This window comes from Rhabdaerophilum sp. SD176 (genome assembly GCF_030143245.1).
Lineage (GTDB): Bacteria > Pseudomonadota > Alphaproteobacteria > Rhizobiales > Beijerinckiaceae > Rhabdaerophilum.
Genome location: NZ_JARJNS010000011.1, coordinates 1 through 22862, shown reverse-complemented (window position 1 = coordinate 22862; position 22862 = coordinate 1). Strand labels below are relative to the sequence as shown.

At 57.3% G+C, this 22862-nt stretch carries 13 protein-coding genes; 7 read left to right on the top strand and 6 right to left on the bottom strand.

What is annotated here, in order from left to right; all coding sequences use genetic code 11:
* The first annotated feature begins 23 nt into the window (after positions 1-23).
* From P0652_RS18245 to P0652_RS18220, 6 genes are all read left to right on the top strand, one after another.
* The gene (locus tag P0652_RS18245) at positions 24-3017 is read left to right on the top strand and encodes a beta strand repeat-containing protein (protein WP_284180329.1); all 2994 of its coding nucleotides are present in this window, start codon (positions 24-26) and stop codon (positions 3015-3017) included.
* 87 nt (positions 3018-3104) lie between these two features.
* Positions 3105-4640 (top strand): methyltransferase regulatory domain-containing protein, encoded by a 1536-nt coding sequence (locus P0652_RS18240; RefSeq protein WP_284180328.1) that lies wholly within the window; start codon positions 3105-3107, stop codon positions 4638-4640.
* 164 nt (positions 4641-4804) lie between these two features.
* A complete protein-coding gene (locus tag P0652_RS18235) occupies positions 4805-6511 on the top strand; it encodes a type I secretion system permease/ATPase (protein WP_284180327.1) in 1707 nt (568 codons plus the stop codon).
* Between the two features lie 98 nt (positions 6512-6609).
* The gene (locus tag P0652_RS18230; RefSeq protein ID WP_284180326.1) at positions 6610-7911 is read left to right on the top strand and encodes an HlyD family type I secretion periplasmic adaptor subunit; all 1302 of its coding nucleotides are present in this window, start codon (positions 6610-6612) and stop codon (positions 7909-7911) included.
* 108 nt (positions 7912-8019) lie between these two features.
* Complete coding sequence (locus P0652_RS18225; protein WP_284180325.1) at positions 8020-9330, top strand: KpsE/RkpR family capsule polysaccharide export protein; 1311 nt, start codon at positions 8020-8022, stop codon at positions 9328-9330.
* 8 nt (positions 9331-9338) lie between these two features.
* Positions 9339-10160, top strand: coding sequence for an ABC transporter permease (locus P0652_RS18220; RefSeq protein ID WP_284180324.1), 822 nt, complete (start codon positions 9339-9341; stop codon positions 10158-10160).
* 33 nt (positions 10161-10193) lie between these two features.
* Here the strand turns inward: P0652_RS18220 and P0652_RS18215 are convergent, their stop codons facing one another.
* From P0652_RS18215 to P0652_RS18200, 4 genes are all read right to left on the bottom strand, one after another.
* Positions 10194-11843 (bottom strand): DUF4214 domain-containing protein, encoded by a 1650-nt coding sequence (locus P0652_RS18215; RefSeq protein ID WP_284180323.1) that lies wholly within the window; start codon positions 11841-11843, stop codon positions 10194-10196.
* A gap of 588 nt (positions 11844-12431) precedes the next feature.
* Positions 12432-13469 (bottom strand): hypothetical protein, encoded by a 1038-nt coding sequence (locus P0652_RS18210; RefSeq protein ID WP_284180322.1) that lies wholly within the window; start codon positions 13467-13469, stop codon positions 12432-12434.
* 23 nt (positions 13470-13492) lie between these two features.
* Positions 13493-14761 carry a KpsE/RkpR family capsule polysaccharide export protein gene (locus tag P0652_RS18205; RefSeq protein ID WP_284180321.1) on the bottom strand — a complete coding sequence of 423 codons (1269 nt, stop codon included), beginning with the start codon at positions 14759-14761 and terminating at the stop codon, positions 13493-13495.
* 434 nt (positions 14762-15195) lie between these two features.
* Entirely contained in the window at positions 15196-15849 is a 654-nt protein-coding gene (locus P0652_RS18200; protein WP_284180320.1) for an ABC transporter ATP-binding protein, read from the bottom strand.
* Positions 15850-16591: 742 nt separating this feature from the next.
* On the opposite strand from P0652_RS18200, the gene P0652_RS18195 reads away from it, so the two are divergent.
* Positions 16592-17812: a DUF4214 domain-containing protein gene (locus P0652_RS18195; RefSeq protein WP_284180319.1), complete on the top strand. Its 1221-nt coding sequence runs from the start codon at positions 16592-16594 to the stop codon at positions 17810-17812.
* A 421-nt stretch (positions 17813-18233) separates the two neighbouring features.
* On the opposite strand, the gene P0652_RS18190 is transcribed toward P0652_RS18195, so the two are convergent.
* Positions 18234-21260 (bottom strand): glycosyltransferase family 4 protein, encoded by a 3027-nt coding sequence (locus tag P0652_RS18190; RefSeq protein WP_284180318.1) that lies wholly within the window; start codon positions 21258-21260, stop codon positions 18234-18236.
* A 73-nt stretch (positions 21261-21333) separates the two neighbouring features.
* On the bottom strand, positions 21334-22542 hold the full coding sequence (locus P0652_RS18185) for an FkbM family methyltransferase (RefSeq protein WP_284180317.1): 1209 nt from the start codon (positions 22540-22542) through the stop codon (positions 21334-21336).
* Positions 22543-22862: the final 320 nt, after the last annotated feature.

Genomic DNA, 22862 nt, shown 5'->3' with positions numbered 1-22862 from the left:
GCTAGCTAAAATGGAGATTCCACATGGCGCTCACAGCCGCGCAAATCGAAACCGCCTATCAAAACGTTCTCCAGCGCGCTCCGACCGCTGCTGAAGTCGCCGCTTGGGTTAACACCAGCGCCAGCGGTGCCCTTACCGATGCGCAGATTTATGCCGCGATCGTGAACTCGGGCGAAGCGCAGAATGGCGCTGCCGCCATCATCCGCGTTTATCAGGCCGCCTTCGGCCGTGTGCCGGATCAGGCCGGTCTCGATCAGCAGACCGATTCGTTCGTTCGCGGTGGCTTCACGATCAACAAGATCGCCGAAGGCTTCGTTGTTTCCCAGGAATTTGCCAATCGCTATAATGGCGGAACTTTGGTCGTCGACAACGCCGCCGCCGTGACCGACGCGCTCCTCCAGTCGCTTTACCAGAACGTGCTTGGCCGCGCTGGCTCTGCCGCCGAAATCGCTGCCTGGCAGACAGCCCTCGTCACCCCTGGTTCGGGCTACACCAAGGCATCTGACGTTATCTTCGGCTTCTCGCAGTCAGCGGAATTCGTGAATAAGGCAGCCTCTGCCGTTACCACCTTCCTGACTGCTGCGGCACAGGGTACCGCGGTTTATTCGGGCGCGCTGCTGGACCCGGCTGTTGGTACGGGCTCGACCTTTACGCTGACGACCGGTGCCGATACGGTCACGGGCACTGCCGGTGGCGACACCATCAACGGGAGCGCTTCCGATACGTGGAGCGGGTTCGATGCGGTTGATGGTGGTGCGGGCACCGATACGATGAATGTCCTTGTGACGGGCACTGCTGTTCCCGGTGCGGCGACGATCAAGAACGTTGAAAACTTGAATATCAACACCACGGGCGCTGGCTACACGGTCGACTCGACCGGCTACACCGGGCTGACCAAGCTTGGTGTCAGCGCTTCGGCCGCGGGTGCCATCAGCGTTACAGGTTCGACCACGACCGCGGCAACCGTCGTTGGAACTGGCGCGAGCGCTGTTACCGTGATTGGTACCGGAGGCGCGCTCTCCGTGACCACCGGCGCCGGTGCGGTCAATATCGGCCAGACTGCGGTGGTGAATGCGTTGACCTCGGTTGCTGTGGTTGGCGGTTCGACGGTCGCAATCAGCGACAACAAGACAACGACCAAGGCGGACGGCACGACGCTGACGTCGGTTTCGTTGAAGGGTAACACGGCTGCCGCTACCCTCGACACGGATGGTCTGACCTCGCTCACGCTCACGAATAACAGCCAGAATGTCACGGTGAATGCGGTCGCTGGCACCCGTACACTTGGTGTCAATCTTGATGGAGCCACTGGCGGCGTCATCAGCGATAATCTCGCGACCACACTGAATGTTAAGGCAACGGGTACGGCGTCGACCGGTGTGACGCTGACTGCCGGGGCTGCAACTACCGTGGCTTTGGATGCGGCCGTGGCGCTCACAGTGGCCGATGTGAATATCAACGCTGCGACCGCGCTTACGATTGCGGGTGCTGGCAAGACCACGGTTTCTGCAACTTCTGCTGTCGCTGCTCTCAAGTCCATCGATGCTGCGAGCAACACGGGCGGCGTGACCGTTACGCCGGCGCTGGGCGCTGGCGTTGCCTATTCGGGCGGTTCGGGTGTTGACACGATCAGTGTTGCGACTGGCTGGACGAAGGCGATCACAACCGGTGCAGGCAACGACGTTGTGACCTATGGTGGTCCGGCCGGTTCGGGTGGCACCATCGATGCTGGTGACGGTACCGGTGATGCAATCAAAATGACGGCTGCTCAGGCTGTCACGGCGACAGGCTCGGCGACCTTCGCAGGTACGGTTTCGAACTTCGAAGTGCTCGAAATCTCTGCTGCGACGGGGGCTGCCGCTGCCATCAACATGGCAAATGCCGACGGCATCAACAATCTCGTCCTCAATGGCGTGACCGTGGGCGCACTGACGGTGACCAACGCGGCTGCGAACTTCAGCTACACGAATAAAGCAGCTGTTGCGTTCGCCAGCTCGATTGCGTTGGCCAGCGATGTCGGCACCAACGACACGGTCAACGTCACCTACACCGCCAATGATGGATTTGCCGATACCGCCGCAATGACCATCGCGAATGTTGAGAACATCAACATTACGACGAAAGACGCCGACACAACGGCCCAGACAACGAAGTTCACGGCGCTTATCACCGCTCCGGCAGTGAAGTCGGTTGTGATTTCGGGCGATACCGGTGTTGTGTTCACCAATACCGCCACCACCGTCACCAGCCTTGATGCCAGCGGCCTGACCAGCAAAGTTGCAGCTGCAGGCGGTCTGACTTGGACGACCGGTGCACTGGCGGAAGCTGCGACGATCAAGGGGAGCGCCGCTGCGTCCAACACCGTGGATTTCTCGGCTGCAACAAAGGCCGTGACTTACACAGGTGGTACGGGTGTTGACACCATTACTGCCAACGGCAGCAATAACACCATCGACACCGGCGACGGTAACGATGTAATCACGCTCGGCAATGGCAATAACACCGTTACGGCTGGAGCAGGGGACGACAGCGTTACGCTCGGTACGGGCGCAAACACTGTTGATCTCGGCGCTGGTGCGAACACCGTGACAACAGGCGGTATCATGAACGGGCTGAACGTAATCACGTTCGGCGCGGGTGTTGATACCTTCGACGTCAATCATGTATCGTCGGCTGCCGGCTTTTATCCGTCCATCAAGGGGATTGCCGCAGGTGACAAGATTGACCTTGTTGGCGCCGGTGTTAACACGACTGTCGCAGAGGCCACTCTGGGCACAGCCGTTACACTTGGTGGTGCAGCCAGCTTCGCTAACTATCTCGACGCGGCTAACGCTGCTAACAACGGCGCAACCAATGCGATCGTGAACTGGTTCCAGTTTAACGGCAACACGTACATTACCCTGGATAATAGCAACAACACGACCTACGCCGATGGTGTTGACCTCGTGATCGAGCTCCAGGGTCTGGTCAACCTGGCCAACTCGACGCTCGCTGGGGAAATCATCACGATTGTCTAAGTGAGCGTTTCGATGATTTATTCATCGGATCCTTAAATCAAGGACCCACCCTTCACAGGGTGGGTCTCTTTCCTTTTGGGGAAGTCTATGACCTCTTGGACCGCTGGTTACGTTGCCGAAATCAACTACACATTCGGGTACTACTCCGAGCTGAGTCCGTTGACGGCCGCATTCGCCCTCGCATCCGCTGGCCTCGCCCTTCCTAAAACCGCTCGCGCCTGCGAACTCGGTTTTGGGCAGGGCATGAGCTTGGCCATACATGCGGCCGGTTCCGCCACCGAATGGTGGGGAACGGATTTCAACCCAGCTCAGGCTCATTTTGCACAGAGTATCGTCGAAACCTCAGGAGCCAAAGCGCATGCCTTTGACTTGGCGTTTCATGAATTTGCAACGCGAAGTGATCTTCCGGAATTTGATTTCATTGGCCTACATGGAATCTGGAGCTGGATCTCGGATGAAAATCGAGGCGTGATCGCAGAGTTTTTGCGCAAGCGCCTTGCAGTTGGTGGCGTTGCCTATATCAGCTACAACACCCTTCCTGGCTGGGCGGGATTTGCGCCGATGCGGCATTTGATGACACAGCATGCCGAAATACTCGGCGCGCCGGGTCGCGGCGTAGTCAACAGGATTGATGGCGCAATTGAGTTCGCTGAGAGACTCTTGGCCACCAACCCGGGATATGCCCGGATGACGCCCACCTTGGGAGATCGACTAAATCGGGTAAAGGGCCAGAACCGACATTATCTCGCGCATGAGTATTTTAACCGCGATTGGCACCCGATGCATTTCGCCACCATGACGGAGTTCCTTGAGGAAGCGAAACTTCAATTTGCAGCTTCGGCTACATTGCTGGATCATATCGACGCTATCAATCTGACGGCGGAGCAGCAGGCCTTCCTGAACGATATACCGGATAGCAGTTTTCGCCAATCTGTGCGGGATTTCATGGTCAACCAGCAATTCCGCAAGGATTACTGGGTTAAGGGCGCCCGCATGCTCTCTCCGCTGGAGCGGATAGAGGCTTTGCGAGAGTTCCGCTTTATCCTTAGCACCAACGCGGCCGATGTGCCGCTCAAGGTCAATGGCGCTTTGGGTGAAGCCAACCTCTCCGAGGCCATCTACAAGCCGCTGATCGCGCTGCTGGCAGATTACGCTATCCATTCGCTCGCCCAGCTCGAACAGAAGCTTGGCCCCAAGGGCATCAGTTTCGCGCAGGTTCTCCAAGCGGTCACGATGCTGCTCGGCGCCGGGCATGTCCAGCTCGCTCAGGCGGATAGTGTGATCAGCCAGGCGAAGAAGGCGACAACGCGCCTCAATCAGACGTTGATGCAGAAATCGCGCTCCTCTAATGAAATCGGCTTCCTCGCCAGCCCGGTCACCGGCGGCGGCGTTGCGGTCGGCCGCTTTCCGCAGCTCTTCCTTTTGGCGCGCCAGCTCGGCCACAAGCAACCGGCCGATTGGGCACAATTCGTCTGGAACACGCTTGCCATGCAGGGCCAGCGCCTGATCCGCGATGGAAGCACGCTGGAAACCGCTGAAGAAAACCTCGCTGAGCTGAACAACCAGGCGCAGCCGTTTAATGAGAAGATGCTGCCGATCCTTAAAGCGCTGCAGATCGCCTGACCGCCAGCCTGGTAACCATTTTTGACGCTGATACGCGCACTGCACTCAACGAGTACAGCGCGACCTTCGCATTTGTGCTAAATGTCGTAAACGGCCCCGATCATTGATTGTTCATGTGGTTGGGTTTAAAGAATAATCTCGTTCATCGCCAAAGGTTGTGACGCATGGCTCGCCCTCTTTCAAAATCGCGACAGGTGCTCGCCAATGGGCTCGGTGCTATCCGGCCGGCCATTCTCTCGGCGATTTTCTTCAGTTTTTTCATCAATTTGCTGGTTTTCGTCAGTCCGCTCTACATGCTCCAGATCTATGATCGGGTGCTGGCGAGCCGGAATGAGACAACGCTCGTCGTCTTGACGATCATCGCTGCTTTCCTTCTGTTCATCTATGCCATTCTCGAGACCCTGCGGTCGCGCATTCTGGTGCGGGCGGGAATCCTTTTTGATGAGCGGATTGCAACGCCGATCTTTGATGCCATTCACCGGGCCAACCTGCGAAACCCTGGTGGGGGACACCATCAGGGCCTGCGCGATATCGATAGTGTGCGGGAATTTCTGACTGGGGCCGGGCTGATTGCACTTTGCGATCTTCCCTGGGTACCGATCTTTGTCTTCGCATGCTTCTTGCTCCATCCCTGGTTTGGTTACATCGCCATTGTTGGAGCCGTCGGCATCCTGGCGTTGACCCTGATTAACGAGAAGACCACCAGCAACATCCTCGGCATGGCTTCAACCAGTGCCATTCAGGCCAACAATCAGGCTCAGTCTGTGTTGCGGAATGGCGAGGTTCTTCATGCCATGGGCATGCTTGAGGCTCTTCGCAGCCTCTGGGTGACCCGGCATCAGTCAACGCTCTCATGGCAGGCTATGGCGTCGGACCGGGCCGGTCTTCTGGTTGCTTTCACCAAATTCTTCCGGATGTTTCTCCAAACCGCGATTCTGGGTGTTGGGGCTTATCTGGCGATCCATGGCGTGGTTTCCGCCGGCGCCATGATCGCGGCATCGATTATCATCGGCCGGGCTTTGGCTCCGATCGAATTGGTGGTTGGCAACTGGAAAGGACTTGTGAATGCCCGCGGCGCGAAGGCGCGGCTTGAGAAGCTCCTCGACATTGCTGGTGCCGAAGAAGACCGAATTCCTCTTCCCCGGCCCGAAGGTCGCCTTGAGGTTGAAAACCTTGTTGCCGGGGCTCCTGGTGGGAACAAGCCGATCCTCAAAGGGCTCACCTTCGCGATTGAGCCAGGGGAAACCCTCTGCGTCGTCGGACCGAGCGCCGCGGGAAAATCGAGCCTCGTTCGTGTGCTGACTGGGATCTGGCCGAAGGCCAATGGAACGGTTCGTCTTGATGGCGCAGAATTATCTCATTGGGATCCTCAGGCCCTCGGTCAGTTCGTCGGATATCTACCGCAGGATGTTGAACTTTTTGCAGGAAGCGTGGCGGAGAATATTTCACGCTTCCGGGACGTCGAGGCCGATGAGATTATTGCTGTTGCCAAGCTGGCCGGGTGCCATGACCTGATCCAAGGCTTGGCCGAGGGCTATAATACCCAGATTGGCGAAGGAGGGGCGGCCCTTTCCGGCGGGCAGCGCCAGCGCATCGCTTTGGCGCGGGCGCTCTTTGGCAATCCGGCTCTCGTCATTCTCGATGAGCCGAACTCCAACCTCGATTCTGCGGGCGAAGAAGCGTTGTTGCGGGCGATTCAAGAGTTAAAAGCGCGCGGGACAACAGTGATCCTGGTCACGCACAAGGTCAACATCCTAACCGCAGCGGACAAGGTTCTTGTCTTGACGCAAGGCGCCCTGCAGGCTTTCGGCCCACGCGAAAAGGTTCTGGGCAAGGTAATGGGTCCCCAGCCGGTTGCTATTGCGGGCTAACCGGTAGGGGACGAAGCGGTCGCCCTAGTTTTGCCACGGGACATGCCTCTTAAGAGTGTCGAGAATCTATGGCGAATTTGCCATAAGGAGCATCGGGAATGAACAAACCCAAAGCGCCATCCGCGGATTGGCGACATCCGGCCCGCCTCGGATATCTCGTCATTCTCATGACATTCGGGGTTTTTGGCGGTTGGGCCGCGGTAGCTCCGCTTGATCGGGCTGTTGTGGCCAGCGGCAGCGTCACCAATGAGGGAAGCCGCAAACTCGTCCAGCATCTCGAAGGGGGTATCATTTTTGATGTCCTGGTCAAGGAAGGACAGCAGGTCGAGGAAGGCGATGTGCTGTTCCGTCTCCAGCCTGTCCAGGCCAGGGCAAATGCAGACATGATCACTTCGCAACGCGATGCCGCCCTTGCATTGCGGGACCGGCTTCAGGCCGAACTCGATCAGCAACCCAAGGTAGTGTTTTCTGCCGATCTCCTGGCCCGCCAGGATAACGAGACCGTACAACGCTTGATGCGCGACCAGACCAAGCAGTTCGAGGAACGCCGAGCGACGATCGAGGGCCAGGTGGCGTTGATTGAGTCGAAGATCCGGCTTCTTGAGACGGAGAAGGAAGGGCTTGCTGTTGAGAAGAAGTCTGGGCAGGAGCAGGTCACCTATATCAATGAGGAACTGGTCGGGCTTCGTGAACTGCGCGCCAAAGATCTGATCCCCGTTGCGCGCGTCATGGCCATGGAGCGAGAAAGGGCGCGGCTTGAAGGGATCATTGGCCGCGCTTCCGCAGACGCGGCGAAAGCCGAGAACGGAATGACCGAGGCGCGGTTGCAGATCAATCAGCTACGCCAGAAGTTCCAGGAGGAAGTCGCAGCCCAATTGATCGAAACACGTCAGAAGATCGCGGATCTGACGGAGCGCTCCACTGTTGCCCAGGATGTCCTTCGACGGCAGGCGATCCTGGCACCGCGTTCCGGCGTGATCCAGGGGCTCAAGGTGTTCACTGTCGGTCAGGTGATCCGAACCGGCGAGCCTCTGGCGGAAATTGTGCCGCAAGATGACAAACTTGTCATTCATGCGCAGATCCCGGTAACCGAGATCGAGCATCTGAAGGTTGGCCAGAGCGCCGAGATCCGCTTCCCGTCCTTTCACTCACGCAAATTGCCGGTTCTCATTGGTTCACTCGATCACATTTCACGCGATCGGCTTATCGATGAGGCCTCCCGCCAGCCGTATTTTCTCGGAATCGTGTCGATCAACAAGATCAACCTGCCGGAGGATTACCGGGCGCGGGTACTTGCAGGCATGCCTGCGGAAGTTATCGTCGCAACCGGTGAGCGGACTGCGCTCAATTATCTGATCGCACCACTCACGGATTCTCTCCGTCGATCCTTGCGAGAATGACCAGATGTACCAGGGCCGCCGGCAGAAAAGTCCTTCTGCCCATTCCGCAGGTCGCGCAGGCGCTGCGGGCGCGCTCGGTTCTGGGCCTCTAGGAATGGACACGTTGCCGTGAACGAAACGACCCAGCGCCTGCCGAGGACCGCCGAGGATTGTCTCCCCGAGCAGGGCCTGGTGGTTGAGACGCTTCCGGTACCAGCCCTGCCGCCGAACGGGGCGGAGGTAGAAGCTGCCAGGCGGGCCATTGCAGCCGAGGCCGCCAGTCCACAACCCAAGAGGCTCCGGCTTCTTTCCCCCCAGACATGGCCAAAGATCCCGTTCTATCCCTTGACCTTTGTCCTCATGGTGCTCATCCCGGCATTCATGGCGACGTTCTACCTCGCCTTTTTGGCCTCGGATCAGTTCCAGGTGGAAGCCCGCTTTGCTGTTCGCTCAGCCCCCAGCGAGCAGAGCGGCGATGGCGACCTCAAGTCAGCCCTGACCAGTCTCACCTCTGGCGGGACACCAACCATGGCGACGCAGGATGCCTATATCGTGGCCTCATATCTCCAGAGCCGGGCGGCAATCCAGGATCTTGAGAAAAAAGGGTTTGATCTCAAGGGTATGTTCCGTCGCTCAGAGATCGACTTCTATGCCCGCCTGAAGGCCCAGGCGAGCGCCGAGGATTTCGATATCTACTGGAAATCGATGGTCTCCGCTGCGGTTGATGGGCCAAGCGGTATCGTGACCCTGTTTGTTCGAGCTTTCCAGCCCGAAGATGCCAAGCGGATTGCCCAGGGCCTGATCGAGGTTGGGGAATCGCTGGTCAATACGCTCTCGGATCGGGCCCGACAGGATACGCTGTTGAAGGCTGAGGAGGAGGTCAGGCGGGCGGAGTTGCGGCTGCGGCAAGCGTTGGTTGACCTGAGGCGGTTCCGCGATCAGGAAGGCTTCCTGGATCCGGTGAAAGCGGCTGGAAATACCTCGACCCTGATGCTCAATGCGATGTCGGACCGGATCAAGACCCAGAACGACCTCTTCGTTGCTGAACGGGCTTTGGGCCCGAATGCGCCTTCGATTGTGACCTTGCGGGCTCGCCTGACAACGATCGATCAGCAAATCGATAAATTGAAAGGGAGTCTGACCTCGACCGATGCAACAGCCAATCCGGTCTCGGCCGCCCTACTGCGCTACGAAGAACTGGAAGTCCAGCGCATCTTTGCTGAAAAACTCTATGGTCTTGCCCAGAATGGTCTTGAGCGGGCCCGCCAGCGGGCAGACAAGAAACAGATCTATATTTCTGTCTTTGTTCCACCGCTATTGCCAGAAGAAGCACGATTTCCTGAACGAATTACCTATCCATTGATCGTTCTTGCAATTCTGATCATTGTTTGGGGTATTTTTGCGCTGACCTGCGCAGCAGTTGAAGATCATCTCTATTAGGGCGTGGAATGGCAAGAGAGCTTCGAGCGCGATCTCAGTCTGTCCTGGTCCGTCCGCCGCTGATGGCAATTCTGGCTGCGCAGTGGAATGTCTTTGTGGCCCTGATGCTGCGCGACATTCGCACCCGTTTTGGTTCCGCGCCGGGCTTTCTTATCGCGATTGCCTGGCCGCTCTCGCATATTCTGATCCTGGTTGTTCTGAATGTCAGTTTCGGTCGGACAGCACCCTATGGCGAGAGCCCGGCCCTGTGGTTTGCGACGGGTGTTGTGCCCTTCATGATCTTTTCGTACACGGCGCGCTTTGTCATGCTCGGGATTGTGCTCAACCGTCCTTTGCTGGCCTTTCCGAACATCAAGATCCTCGATATTCTTTTTTCCCGGGCAATTATTGAATGCCTGATCTCAGCGCTGGTGATTATCGTCTTAATGATCATCTTCCTGGTCGCGGGCATCGATTTCATGCCCCATGATCCCGTCCAGGCTTTCTACGCCTTGCTGGCTTCATTCTGGCTCGGGATCGGGTTTGGAATTTTCAATTCCATCATCGCGATGATTTTCGTCCAATGGATTACGGTCTTTATGTTGTTGATTGTTCTCCTGTGGATGACGGGCGGCGTATTTTTTGTGCCCAACCACATGCCGGAATATGTCCGGGACCTTCTGTACTGGCACCCCTCGATCCATGCTTCAGAGTGGCTTCGGAATGCCTACTATTCAAGCTATAATTCGTTGATCCTTGATGTGAAATATCTTCTTGCTTTGGCAACAGCGAGTGTTTTTGCTGGTCTCGTTCTTGAGCGACTGCTTCGTGGCCGAATGCTGGTTGGCTGAAGGGGACCAACCTGCACCAGCGATTTGGTGCGATCAGCCAAACCAGATGCCGCAATCAATCACGGCTGCCACAGCCGATTTGTTCTCAGGGCTCTCCGAAAAACCGATGAGTACGTCGGCCCGATCCCAGGAGGCATCGGCAAGGCGTGCCAGCCACCCCTCGCGGCCGGCATCGTCGGGCGCACGATTGAGGACGTTTTGGTAAAGCGCCTCAACGAAGGCCGTATCGGATGGATCGCTCCCATAGCGCTGGATGAACTCCGCCGATTGCAAGAAGGCAGCGCTCATTTGTTTCAAGGTCAATCCTTCGTCCATTAATCCGACATTGTGCTGAAGGCCTGCAGGATCGGGCATTCTGGCAAAAGCCGCCTGATAAAGGCGATAGCCCTGGCCGGCTGACCCTTCGGTATCGAGCCGGAGCGTTCCGCCGTCGAACACAATCTTTTCAAACCCTGAGAGAACATCACGACTGGAAAAATCACCCACATAGGTCAAGGACTCGCAGTCGTTGACGAACACGTCGCTTCTCTTGGCCGTCGTTACGAAGGTGTCAAACCCGGCTTCGCCAAGGAAAAAGGCTGCTCCACCGCTGTCCTGGACAATGTCTGCGCCGCTGGATCCGGCCTTCAACTCCAGCACACGGACCCCACCGCCATTGGGAAGAACCTCAACCTTCCCGGCGTCGACGCCATCGAGCCGGATCCCTGAATCAAATGTACCATCCCCATCGAAATCGAATTCGAGTGTTGATCCCCCTGCGCCAGGCGTGAGCCGCACCTGAGCATCCTTGGTGATGCCGCCAATGTCGATTTTCTCGCCATATTCGTAGTCGCTGATCCGCTCGCCTGGATCGATATCACCGTTGCTATAAACGAAGACATCGTCGCCAGCACCGCCCGTGGCGACATCTGCCCCATCACCGCCGCGCAACGTATCGTTGCCTGTTCCGCCGTCGAGTGAATCGGCACCTGCATCCCCGTCGAGATAGTCGTCATCTGCGCCGCCAAGGAGTTGGTCCTCTCCGATGCCGCCGAAAAGCTGGTCATCGCCAGCCTCGCCATTCAACGTATCGTTGCCGCGATCGCCGCTGATCACGTCCGGCCCGTCGCCGCCGTTTAACGTGTCATCTCCATCGCCCCCTACAAGGGTGTCGGCGCCGCCAACCGCAAAGACAAGGTCATTGCCGTCCAGCAAGAAGATCACATCAGCTAGGTCGGTCCCCTCGTGGGTAGGCATGCCCACAAGGTCGATCATCGTTGCCATTGAGATTGATGGCTCGATCCATGTAGCGTTCTGATCCGCGGCCTTCAGGATCCGAATTGTGCTGGTCGGGACCGAGCAGCAATTGGTATCAATCTGCAAACGCCCTGTTTTGTCGCCGTCAAGGATGATTGTGGTTTCAAAACTTCCGTTTTGATCAAGATCGAGCTTGATTCTGGTTTGTTTGGTTGTGTCGTTGTATTCGAGTTCGACATCTTGGGTCCTTACCCGGACGCCTTCAATATCGATCGCTTCGCCAAATTCGTAATCGGTGATCCGGTCACCGTCATTCAGCGTTGTCCGCCCGAGGTCATTCGGAAAATCGGTTTGGAAATAGAACGTATCTTTGCCCTTCCCACCGGAAAGAACATCAAGGTCTTTTGTGGCGGTGATCCCATCGTCTTTATCCGTCGGCGTCCCCATAATGGCCTCCTCCGGTTTTCTTGCTGGTGGGTGGTTCGGTCGCCATGCGACGGAATTCAATTGTAACTATCGCATTCGAGGAGAAAAAGGTAAATAGTTGCTTTGGATTTCATCATGTGCGGCACTGCCGGTGATCCTGCCCGCAGCGCGGAGGCGGGGGCAGGGGAAGGCAAAGACAGAGGCGAGGCTCATGTCCGAAACCGGCCCAGACCAGGGCGTTCTTGTCCTGATTGTCGGGCTGTCTCAACTTGATTGTCGCGCTGCACACGCCACAGGAGAATGCCGTCTGGCCGATGGACGCACAGGGCTGGGGGCGATTGCTGGGTACAAACATTACTCTTTGCTGGCCGGCTACAACGATAATCATGCATCAAACCCGCGAATGGGCGCTCCGCGCGTCTGCGCGCGAGATGTCCCGTGTTCCGGGGTCACAGAAGGTCAATGTCTGGTCAGCGCTTGGCATGCGGCTCGCGCGCAGATTGTCGGATGGAACCGTTTCGCGCTCCATCCTATTGGACAGGCTCGGCGGTCTTCGTCAAAGGGAGAGGTGAGCCCTCGGCAGGAAGACCTCGGCATGAAGACCTCGGACTATCGGACATGTTCCATAATCGCTGAGCGAACTTGCCAATAGAGCTCCAGGTCGCGTTCGATCAGGTGATTGATCGCACGGGTTTCAGCAATGATTTCCGCCAACGCCTCGGCCTTTGGAAATTGGGGGATTGAAGGCAGGGACATCGGGTCAAGTCCGAACCAGGCGCCAAGGGCACCGACATAGGTCTCTGGATCTTCCCGTAAGCCGACGACCTTGCATTCGGAGAGGATTTCAAGGCATGCGGCCAAGGACGCGCCCGTTGGCATTTCGTCGGGGGTTGAGGTAACAAGCTGGCGCGTGACCGGGTCGGCCATGAGGTGGGCGACCTCGATTGGCATGTCATTGAGCGCCTTTTTGACAAGTTTCGGATTGCTGACGTCCAGGCCTTTGAAATAGCGAACGGCCGGCTCAAACCGCGTGCCATCGCGATCTCCGAGATACTTTGTCCCGAGTCGGTCGAGCTGCTGGAGAACCAGAAGGCGTTCGGCAAATTCTCGAAAGGGATCCTGGAAGAGGATCGTCATTTCAAAGCCTTGATCGACATAATACGCATAGTTTTTATACAGAATTCGACCAGCCAGATAAACAGAATTGACATGATTGAGGAGGAAGAGCTGGGTAACTGTTTCTCGGCCAAATCGTTCCAGACCCTTGTTGAAGTACTGGAAGAAATAGTCAAAGCTGTCATCAAGTCGCCAGAGCGGAAAAAGTTGCGTCTCGATCCGCAATACCTTGGCCTGGGTCTGACCCGGCTGGGGCCGACGATAGATCAGGATGTCGGTTGATATTTCATAGAGCTCAAGATCTGCCATCAGGGCAAGATCGGGAATAAGCTCGGTGCCGATGGAAAAGCCGCAAAGTCCTGTTGCGTGACGGCCCGCGTCAACGAGCGCAGGACGGGGGTCGTTGGCGGTCAGGCGCAAGACTTCCTTCCCTTCGCTGATCACACGGACGGCGGGCGTTTCGGTGAAGGTATCCGGAACAATATAGCCAACGATCTGGTCGCCGAAATCGCTTTCAATGTTGAAGAGCATGGCACCAAATCCGCAATCTGCGTCTACGCCATGTGATTGCGGATCGCACTGACCGTTCCCACAAGGGCACCCCAGAGAGCGAGCGCACCGAAAGCCGACAGGAAGATCATCAGCATCCGCCGCGGATATCTTGCTTCTTGGGGCATGGTCGGGCGAACGAACGTGTTAAGATACATTTTCTTCCGTTCTGCGTTGATCCGAGCGAGCTCAAGCGATGCGATGGCATTGCCATAATGTTTTTCAGCGATTTCCCGTTCGAGTTCGAGTTCAGAAAACCGCGTCATGGCCATCGAAAGCGTGTCATTGAGTCCTGGTCCTGACTGACTTTGCGTGAGTTGCGCCTCAAGGTCGCGGATCTGTTGTTGGGTTGCCCCAATGCGTGCCCGAAGGTTCTGCATCTGGGGCGCTTCCGGCGACACCGTTCGAAGATTGGCCTGATATTCCTGTTGCAACTGAAGCAGACCACCCCGGATCTCGGTGAGGAGTTTATTCAGTCCTTCGGCAGCACGGGTAACATCGAGGTAGCCTGCATCATTACGGACGCGCTGAAGGTTGATCCGCGCGAGGCTAAGCCGTTCCCCTGTTCGCTTGACCTCGGCTTCTGCCAACGTGAGGGCGTCGCGGTTCATGCGGTCATTCATATCGTTGATTAAGGCCTCGCTGACCTCGATCGCAGCATCGGCGATGGCCTTGACGGTTTCAGGTGAAAAGGCCCGGATCCGAACGTCAACAATCCCAGACGGCATCTGGATGCTCGCACTGGCCATACCCTTCCAATAACGCAGAAAATTCTCGATGGGCTTTTCTGCGTTAAACCGCGCGAAGTAATCAAGGTTCTTGTCGCTATAATGCTTTCGAAGCCCGACGCGCTTTTCGATGCTTTCCACTGCGGCTCGGCTGGTGAGATGGTTGACGACAATCTGGGTGTCCTGAACGATGCTCATCGCAGGAATGCCGGTCATGGCGCCAATCCGATCCGTTACGGGCAATTCAGAACCGGCGACGGTAAACTTGAACTCGGCAACGTATTGGTCGGAGGCATAAAAGCCGAAGTAAGCGATGCCGAGTACGCTGGGGATTGCGACCATGAGCCAGAAACTGATCATGGCGAACCAGGCGAACAGCGTCTGACCGCGCCGGGCCGCAAAGCCGCTCTTGACCATCCGGCGTGAGCGCGTCGAATACCGTGCCCGACGCGCGGCGTCAGCAAGCGCTTCGGAGAGTTTCTGTGCCCGCTCCAGCGGTGCGGTCGGCCTGAAGGCGACAGGGCGCTGGATGTCGTTCTCAGCCATGGTTCGAATACCAGTCCTCTCGTGATGGAACGATATGCGCGCAAATGTATGCGAAGGCAATCCGTGCCCCAAGGCAATCCGTGCCCCAAGGCAATCCGTGCCCCAAGGCAATCCATGCCCCAAGGCAATCCATGCCCCAAGGCAATCCATGCCCCAAGGCAATCCATGCCCCAAGGCAATCCATGCCCCAAGGCAATCCATGCCCCAAGGCAATCCATGCCCCAAGGCAATCCATGCCCAAAGGCGATCCGTTCACCAGGTCAATCAAGGCGCTTCGCCGCACTCAGACGACGCTCTCCGCTGCGGCACCAGACTCGGAGCCTCGTATCGGATGCTTTCTGCGCTGTCTCAAGAAGCAAAAGGACAGTCTTGCCTCAGTTCACGCGCAAAGGTCTCATCATGGGGAAAGAGAAGCGTCAATCCTCGGGCGGGGGTCACCGGTTCAGGCGATTATAGGTTTCGATGGCTCGGTCGACATGATCAAACATCATCAATTGGCCATCGACGAGCACGGCGCCATGATCGCAATAATCCTTGATGGTGCTCATTGCATGCGAGACCACGATGAGGTCAGCATGCTCTCGCCGCTTCTCAAAGGCATCACGGCAGCGTGCCTGAAACCGGGCATCGCCGACAGCGGTGATCTCATCAATGAGATAGCATTCGAACTCGATGGCCATTGAGAGCCCAAAAGCCAGCCGTGCCATCATCCCGGAGGAATAAGTCTTGACCGGCGCGTCGATATAGTCGCCGATCTCGGCAAAGTCCTCGACAAAGGCCAGAACCGTCCGGGGATCCTCGCCATAGGCGCGGGCAACGAACTTCACGTTCTCCCGCCCGGTCATTAAGGGATGAAAACCACCGGCAAATCCGAGCGGCCACGAAACCCGGACCGAACGGCGGATCTTTCCTGAATTGGGCAATTCCGATCCCGCGATCAGGCGAAGGGTTGTCGATTTTCCAGCACCATTGACGCCAAGCAGACCATAGCTCCGGCCCGATTCAAAGGTTGCGGAGACATGATTGAGCACAATCTTGTTCTGTCCACTCGCCGTGTAGAACTTGAACACATTGTCGAGCTGGATCACAAAATCGGTCTCCGGGGCTGGCCGCTTCGCGCATGAATGGCCCGTCAACGAAGCGATGGTTCTCCTATAGCCAACCTGGGCCTGCAACGGAAGCAGGAGGATCCTCAACGTTTGTTCTTCACACGGCTGAGGCCTTTTCTTGGCCTTCCGGTTGTTGGGGCGTGAGCTCATCAATGCGGCTACCGAAGTGGCGCGCGGCGAGCCGTGTGATCATGTTCTCGAGCCAGGCGGCCGGGTTTGACGTTTCTCAGTTGGCAGCATTCGATCAGCGTGGCGAAGATCGCCCAATGCTCCGCGCCGTCATCGCATCTCGCAAAGAGCGCGCTTTTGCGGTTCAGCGTGATCGGTCACATCGCCCGTTCAGCCGCGTTTGTGTTCAATTCGCTTTAGCCGTCCTCGAAAATGAAGATCTCGTCCCATATGTCAGGATATCGCGGATGGCATTGGCGATCACGGAACCCGCATGCACCTTGCGCTGGTGGCCTTCGAGGAAGTCGCGGAGCTCATCGAATACGGGCTGCACTGGCTGTGGCAGCACGGTTCCAATTTCCAAGAATCTCCGACTAGTGGATGCTGCCCGGGTATATATCCCTAGTCGACAGTTGAAAGCCCGTCGAGTAACGTCGATTGTCGCGACCGTAGCAGGCAATAAGCTATTGGTCAAAGTCCCTCGGTGACTGCTTAAAAGCTCTGGATCGAGATCCGTCGACGTTTAGACGGCGACGAAAGCGGAGGACCGACAATGGCTGGCTTGAATGACTCATTCGGTGTTTCGAACGACACTTTCTTCGAGGCAGAGTACCTCGGCAGCCTCGGATACACCGGTTCGGGTGCATCCCATCTGAACTTCTTCCGATCCTTTGACATCGGCCCGGACGCCTTTGGCGTTTCCGATGTGGTCGACTGGTACAGCTTCGGGACGGTTGGACTCACCCAGATCAAAATCGACATTCATCCATTCGCCATCACGCAGGGCGCCTCCAATTATCAGGCGGGCCTCGCTTACAAGATCGTTGCCGGTGCGGATGTCCGCTCGGTCCTCATGCTGTCCGACGGTGGCAACCAGGACGGTAAGCTCAGTATCTTGCTCGGTGATCCCGCTGTATCTGGCTACAATGCTGTTTTCTACGAGGATTTCTTGTTCAACCCGGAATTCGACGATCATCTCGTCATCGACATCGCACCGGGAACAGAAGTTTACTTGGAAGTCAGTTCCTTTGGTCGTGAGGTCTGGGACAGCGAGGGAACGGATTTGGTCGGGTACGAACCCCTGACCTATGTGTTAGATATTTTCCCGAGAAGCGGTTCGAGCGATGGCGGAGGGACTGGCGGTGGGACCGGTGGCGCACCCTCAACGGCTGGTGACGACACGGCTGACTGGCTGGCAATCACGGGCAATTATGATGGCGGCGCAGGCATCGACACGGTGAGTTTCCTGAATGAGATCGCGCCGTTTAACGCATTGTGGTCGGGCAACAACGCCAACTGGCAAATCACGCTCGAGAATGGCGTCATCGTCATCAATGGCTACCATCGCCTTTCCAATGTCGAACGACTGGAATTTTCAGATGGCACGCTCGCGCTCGATACGTTGGGTAATGCCGGGCAAGTCTACCGCCTATACCAAGCGGCTTTCGCCCGCACACCTGATTCGGCAGGATTGAAGCATAATGTCGGGCTGGTGGATGGCGAGCTTTCCCTCCAGCAGATGTCTGCTGCCTTTCTTGTTTCCGCCGAGTTTCAGCAGAAATACGGGACGAATGTCAGCGATACGGCTTACATCAACTCGCTCTATCGAAACGTGCTCGGCCGTGACGCGGACCAGGGCGGACTCGATGGTTGGCAGGCTCGGTTGAATGACGGCAGTTGGACCCGGACCACCTTGCTGATTGGCTTTTCGGAGAGCCCGGAGAACATCGCCAACGTAGCGCCCGCTATTGCCAACGGGATTTGGTTGGCCTAGCCGGTTTTGCTCACCATTGTTTCTCGCTCCGGTGTTCGCCGATAATCGGATTGCGAAGGGCGCGTGTTTCCGTTGCGCATTTTTCACAGCTTCGGAACTGGAACATGGGAACGCGTTGAAATGACGGACCGGGTTCACGAGGGGCGTTGCACCCCTTCGGCCATGAAGACGCGACCATGAAGACGCGACCATGATGGCGCGGCCTTGGGCGTTGCGTCAATCGAACCGAAGAAGTTGGCATCCGACCAGGCGCTGGCAAAGGCGATGCGGATGCAGGTTGCCTTTTCGGTGATGCGGGGGGAGGGGGGGGATTACCCGGGTGGAGACCTTGTGAGTCCTGAGGTGTAAAGCGCTGAACGCGGCCGTCGCCACGGCGTCGGCCCTCTTACCTGCTACCTTTTTTGGAACAGGCGGTAGCGCATCATTGTACTCCCCGGCGCTGATGTTGACTCTCTCGCGTTTTCGGGTTTGCCCCCGCTGGGTGATCAGGAATCATCCTCACAAGCGCGGCAACGCTCTCGGACCAGAGCCATTCGCGGGCCGGCGCCTCAAGCTGGAGGGGAGACTGATCCAAAGCCGCCAGGAAGGCGAGGATTTCCTCGGCAAGCGCTTTTCCATCGCCGCCCTTGAAATAACGCGTCGTGGCGCTGCCAATCTCCCGGAAGACCGGGATGTCCCTGGCAAGGACGGGCAGGCCCGCATGCTCCGCTTCAATCAACGGGAGACCAAACCCTTCCCCGCGCGAAGGCAGGATGACGGCGCGAGCCTGCTGGTAGAGTGAAGCAAGCTCACGGTCATTGGCGCCTTCGATCCAACGCAGTTTTGGATAACGTGCGCTCAAGTCAGTTAAGGTCTTGATGAGCCCATCGACCAGCCAGCCGCGTTTCCCGGCAATAACAAAGCCGGTTTCCGGTCGTTCGGCGAGACAAAGCTCGATGGCCTCCAGGAGTTGATCATGGCCTTTTCTGGGTTCGAGGGTCCCAACCGTCAGGAGAAACTCCTTGACGCCCATGGCTTGGCACAGGCTTTCGAATTTGCCGTCCCCTTCGGCCGCATTGGGGTCAGAAAGAATATCGGCGCCGAGAGGAAAAGGCTCGATTGTCATGTTATCCAGACGTGGGCAGCCACGCTCGACAAGCGCCGCCTTCACATCATCCGCCGTTGCCTGGGAGATGCAGGCAAGGTGATCCGCACAGGTACTCAGGAACTCAATCCAGCCGGAAAATGCCTCGCTCATCCCGGGATGGAACCATTCGGGGTGACGCAGCGGCAGGATGTCATAGACCACGATCATGAAGGTGACGCCTGCGCGCTTGTGTTCCCGCATTCTGGTTATCGCCGAAGGGGGGATGGCTGCATCAAGATCGAGTCCAAGGAAAATATCGTGCCTCCGAAAATCGACGAGGTCATCCATGAGCGGCAGGGGCGGCTTTTTCAAGAACTGGGCCGCAAAGCGCCGGGCAAAGAACCAATCATCACCGACCCGAAAGACCGGCTCAATGCGAAACGGCAGGCTGAGGGCAAAAAGGCCATTGAGGATATTGCGAACCACCCGCTGAATGCCGGACTTGGCATCATATTTGGCCAGATGGCTGACATCCACGAGCAGGCGTCGGGGTGTGTCGGCGACACCGAGCCGTGTCCGGTCGAGAACAACGGAACGGGCAAGATGGCCGATTTCTCCGGGTTCTAGTCCACGGGCCAGCCCTGCCAATCGGTCAAAGCGGATGAGGTCGCCACCGAGCATACAAGAGGCGAGTGAGCTAAACAGGGCCTCCGCGGCATCCTCGCGACTCGTGCCTGATCCCCGACTGATGGGATGCTGACCCACTGAGCCCAGACGTAAGGCGTGCGCCCAGGACCAGAAGTCGGGGCCTGATGGACCAAGAATCCCGACGATATTCGGATGCAGGTCGATAAGGCGTCGAGCCTCTTTACCCAAGGGGTCGGCAATCGAACAAGGCTGGGCAGTATCGGGTATCGCCGAAAAACCGGCCTCACGATAAAAAAGAAGCGCAACAAGTGGAGGAGCAAGTTCAATCGCACCGGATTGCGCCAGCTCCAGGATGCAAGGCCCTTCTTCGATCCGGTTGAGGTCCTCGACAAGAAGCGCTCCGTTTAGCCGGATTACCTCTGGCCTTGCTGATACCGGCAGGGTCTGCGTGCCAGTCTGGGCACGGGTATGCCTCCCCTGCAACCGGGCCGTCCCTTCGAATGCCTCTAGTGCCCGCTTTGCCGAGCGGTCCCACGAAAAGACCTTCGCTTGTTGGCGAGCGTGATCACGGGCCTTGGCCCGGAAGTCGGGATCACTGGCCATCATCAGGAGCAACCTGGTCAATTCAGAAGGATGGTTCAAATCGAAAAGATAGGCATCATGCCCGACGACTTCCGGCAGGCTCGTGGCCCGAGCCCCGAGGGCGGGCGTCCCGCACCGCATTGATTCCAGAAGAGGCAGCCCAAAGCCTTCGGCCATGGAGGGCATTACCGTTGCAAGGGCCAAACCGTATAGACGGACGAGGTCGGATTGCTCGGCATGCCCAGCAAGGACCAGTTCATTTTCCCCCAGCGCAAAGTCACTTCGCCATTGCGTAACAAGACCGCGCGCATGGGCATCATTGCGGGCGACAAGAACAAGCTGGTTGGCAGCCCGGATTTCAGGAGGCAGATCGGCGAAAGCCTCAACCAAAAACCGGACATTTTTCCGATGTTCGAGAATCCCGACATGCAGAAAATAGGGTCGCGTAATCCCGTAGCGCGCCTTCAGCGCGGCCTCCGCAAGCGGATCGGGGGGAAGTGGTCGGAATGCCGGATCCGCATCGGCTCCGATTGCGACGAGTTCGGGGCCATCGGGCAGGAAGCGCGTGCGGGCCGATGTCGCAACATGGTCGGATATGGCCAAAAGGAGGTGATTGGCGCCGAGCTGGCGATACCGCTTTTCAAAGAAGGCCCGGGCCTGAGGTTCAGCAAGATAGTGATCGGGCATATCAAAGGGGATCAGGTCATAGAGCGTTGCTGCCCGACACCATTCCAAACCCGGCATCGATTGATCTCGAACAAGATCGTCAGCCTCGACAACGCTGTCATCGCCAAAACCCTCGAAAGGACTGGCAACATGAACAAGGTCGGGTTGGATCGCGGCGAGCAGATGCTCGCGCAGCATGGCGCTCGCGTCTTCTCGTGGACGGAAGCCAAAACCGAGGCCAGCCGTTCCCTGCAAACCTGAAAAAATATGGATGTTTCGGGGATCGACCCGATCCGATAGCCAAGCCTTGAGTTCTGGATCCCGGATCAGCGGGTCCCCGCCCGACAGGGCTGAATTGAGGAGAACATGCCATTCATGCTGTTGCGAATGGTTCAGGAGCGAAGCGGCAAGACCACGCGAGTAGGATCCAATACCACGCCCTCTCGATTGGGATTGCAGGGTCTGGAGATCAAGAACAAGGCGCATGAGACAAATTCGTTGCTGATGGGAGAGGGATTAAGAAGAACCAGGTGACAAAGAGTGTCAGCAAGTCCACGGATCAGGCTGATGGTCGGGCGCCTTGGGAAGATCGAGCGGCTGAAAGGCGCACTGCGAGCCAGCGGCCTGCTTCTGGCAAGCCATCATGAACCGGATTAGGGGAAATTGGCCCGGCTGGCGCTTCTGCGCAAACTGGTTGACGCCTTCGCAAAAGCGGGTGACCGAGCGCCGAAATATACTCCATGCTGCGCAGCGCTCCGCTCGCATAACGACGCAACGGCGCGGTCCAGCGCCATGATCGCGTTCGGACAGCCCATTCATGAACAGAGCGCACATGATCAAGTTCACCCTGGATCCGCGCAACATCGTTGACGGCTTGGAGCCTTGCCCTTTCGAGCGCCTGGAGTTGGTCGTCCATGGTTTCGATAATGAGACGATGGTGACGGCCGGTTGCTTCTATGCCGGAGACCAGATCGATTTTGATCCGCTCAAGTGCAGCTTGAAGATCGGCAATGTTGCCATGCAACTGATCGATCGTTGCATGCAGGCGCTTCTGGTATGCCTTCGCAGCCTTTTGTTCCTGGACTGCCAGCGCCGGTGTAAAACCATCAAAGTGGTTGGGCGGCAGCTGAAAATGAGCCTTCCACATCAGGAAGGGCGTATCGAGATAGAAGCGGTTCAGACCATCGCGATAGGCAAGGTGATAACCATTCTCAAGCAGGTGTGGTTCCCACTCCTGATGATTTTCTTCGCGAGTGTTCGGTAAAGTTGACTCGACAATGAGGACTTTTGGCCGGACCCGGCCAAAGTCGAGCCCCTTGAGCACATCGGCTTCGCTTCCTTCGGTGTCGACTTTGAGAAAATCGACTTCCGCCACGGCGTAGCGCTCAAAAAGGGTTTGCAGACGGAGAACCTCGCGCTGCTCTTCAAGGACAGTCTTTCCTTGTTGCGAATAAAGCTCGGCAAGATCACGGCGTGTGGTTGAAAGCCCTGTTCCCTCAACGTGAAAAAAGGTCAACACCGCATCGCTCGCCCCGACGAGGCAATCCAGATTGATGTCGCGTGGTCGCTCGCTCTTGAGCTTCTCAGCGTATTCGGCAACCGGTTCGACATTGAGACCCGACCAGCCATGATCGTAAAAGAGCTTGGTGACGGAATCGATCTCAGGATCCTGCGCGCCGACATCGACATAAAATCCAGGTTTGCCCTGGCCAAACAGTCGCCAGAGCATAATGTCTTCATGATTTTGCGCGTAGGCGGCTATAGGCATTGCCGGGCTATTCCCTTCATTGAGCAGTCAAAAGCTGTATTGTCTATCATAGCCTTCAGGCCTCACCATCTCCCTAGCCCGTGCGGCCGCGAAAATCACCCTGGAATCAGTTCCCATAGCGCCAGTCCTCGCGCTTGCGGGTGGTGAGCCGGACCAGACTCTTACCGATCCTCGCGGAAAAGCGGCAACAGGGCAGATCAAGGCCTAAAGGTCTGTGCCCCAACGCCACGGGGCCTTCAGAAGCGCCCTGGCTCAACTGACCTGCCACTGAGTTGTCATCCAGCGGCGATTAGAGCCTCGGCGGGTTTTACGCCTTGTGG

Coding starts and splice junctions, on each gene's coding strand:
- P0652_RS18245 (WP_284180329.1), top strand. CDS start 24: ATGGCGCTCACAGCCGCGCAAATCGAAACCGCCTATCAAAACGTTCTC.
- P0652_RS18235 (WP_284180327.1), top strand. CDS start 4,805: ATGGCTCGCCCTCTTTCAAAATCGCGACAGGTGCTCGCCAATGGGCTC.
- P0652_RS18220 (WP_284180324.1), top strand. CDS start 9,339: ATGGCAAGAGAGCTTCGAGCGCGATCTCAGTCTGTCCTGGTCCGTCCG.
- P0652_RS18240 (WP_284180328.1), top strand. CDS start 3,105: ATGACCTCTTGGACCGCTGGTTACGTTGCCGAAATCAACTACACATTC.
- P0652_RS18210 (WP_284180322.1), bottom strand. CDS start 13,469: ATGCTCTTCAACATTGAAAGCGATTTCGGCGACCAGATCGTTGGCTAT.
- P0652_RS18190 (WP_284180318.1), bottom strand. CDS start 21,260: ATGCGCCTTGTTCTTGATCTCCAGACCCTGCAATCCCAATCGAGAGGG.
- P0652_RS18185 (WP_284180317.1), bottom strand. CDS start 22,542: ATGCCTATAGCCGCCTACGCGCAAAATCATGAAGACATTATGCTCTGG.
- P0652_RS18215 (WP_284180323.1), bottom strand. CDS start 11,843: ATGGGGACGCCGACGGATAAAGACGATGGGATCACCGCCACAAAAGAC.
- P0652_RS18205 (WP_284180321.1), bottom strand. CDS start 14,761: ATGGCTGAGAACGACATCCAGCGCCCTGTCGCCTTCAGGCCGACCGCA.
- P0652_RS18230 (WP_284180326.1), top strand. CDS start 6,610: ATGAACAAACCCAAAGCGCCATCCGCGGATTGGCGACATCCGGCCCGC.
- P0652_RS18195 (WP_284180319.1), top strand. CDS start 16,592: ATGGCTGGCTTGAATGACTCATTCGGTGTTTCGAACGACACTTTCTTC.